This is a genomic window from Bizionia gelidisalsuginis, assembly GCF_008086185.1.
In the GTDB taxonomy this organism is placed as follows: domain Bacteria; phylum Bacteroidota; class Bacteroidia; order Flavobacteriales; family Flavobacteriaceae; genus Bizionia; species Bizionia saleffrena.
The window spans coordinates 1-904 of record NZ_VSKN01000092.1 but is presented as its reverse complement, the minus strand read 5'-3'; the positions used below and the strand labels follow the sequence as shown (position 1 = coordinate 904).

Genomic DNA, 904 nt, shown 5'->3' with positions numbered 1-904 from the left:
GGTTGCTTACCCGAATAAATAGGCCTCTGTATACGGTTTCTGTTCGTCAGTACCGAGTTTTGTAGTCTCGCTTTCTTCAGATGTAACTTTGCAGTTACCACCCTTGCGACTTACTAATGCTTCTAGGAGTTACCCCAGCGCATAAGGGACTTGCACCCTCTAGATTAATTACTTACTTTGCTGTAAGTTAAAGATGCCCATACTGGGCACACACACGGTATATACTTAATGCTTTAGGTCTGTGCTAAACCGAGAGTTTAGGCATATTTATAAAGTCCGCAAAATTTTCAATTTCGCGTTAAAATCGGAAAGATAAAATTAAAAATTTCGCTAAGTGCTAAATCAAAAATTATTTTATTTTTAACCAGCACTAAGCATATACAAACCGTTACCAACCATTTCCACTCAAACGCTAAAAAATGAAAACAGAAAACAAATTAATTGAACTTTTACAAGAAATTGAAAATAAAGAAGATTTTGGAGAATATACAATGACTGAATTAGAAAAAATTGCAGAAAAAGCAATAAAAACTATAAAAAAGTATAAGCCAGAATCTGAATCAATAAACGAATTAAAAGAATCTATTAAACTATCGGATATATTCCATAAAGAGCGGTCGCATAAAAATGTAGATAACATTATGGATGTTTTGCGTTCAACAAAGTTTGCGATTGAATCATTTCTTTATAAAGAGTTTGATACTGATTTTTAAGATAAATATTTCTTGAAAGAATAAAAACCAATTCGTCAACGGACTGAATTTTTGAACTATCAATTGTTTTGACCCCTATAAAACAAGAGTATTATTCTAAATTTCGATTATTAATTAAGCTGTTAAATTTCTCATTATTATTAGATGTTTATCCTGGTTCCATTTTTCCATTGGTGTAATACGTCCTAAAA

The 904-nt window shown here is 31.3% G+C and carries 1 protein-coding gene; it reads left to right on the top strand.

Translation table 11 applies throughout. The features are described 5' to 3' along the window. Positions 1–419: 419 nt before the first annotated feature. Positions 420–713, top strand: a complete 294-nt coding sequence (locus ES677_RS15165) for a hypothetical protein (RefSeq protein ID WP_148381738.1) — start codon at positions 420–422, stop codon at positions 711–713. Positions 714–904 lie beyond the last annotated feature (191 nt).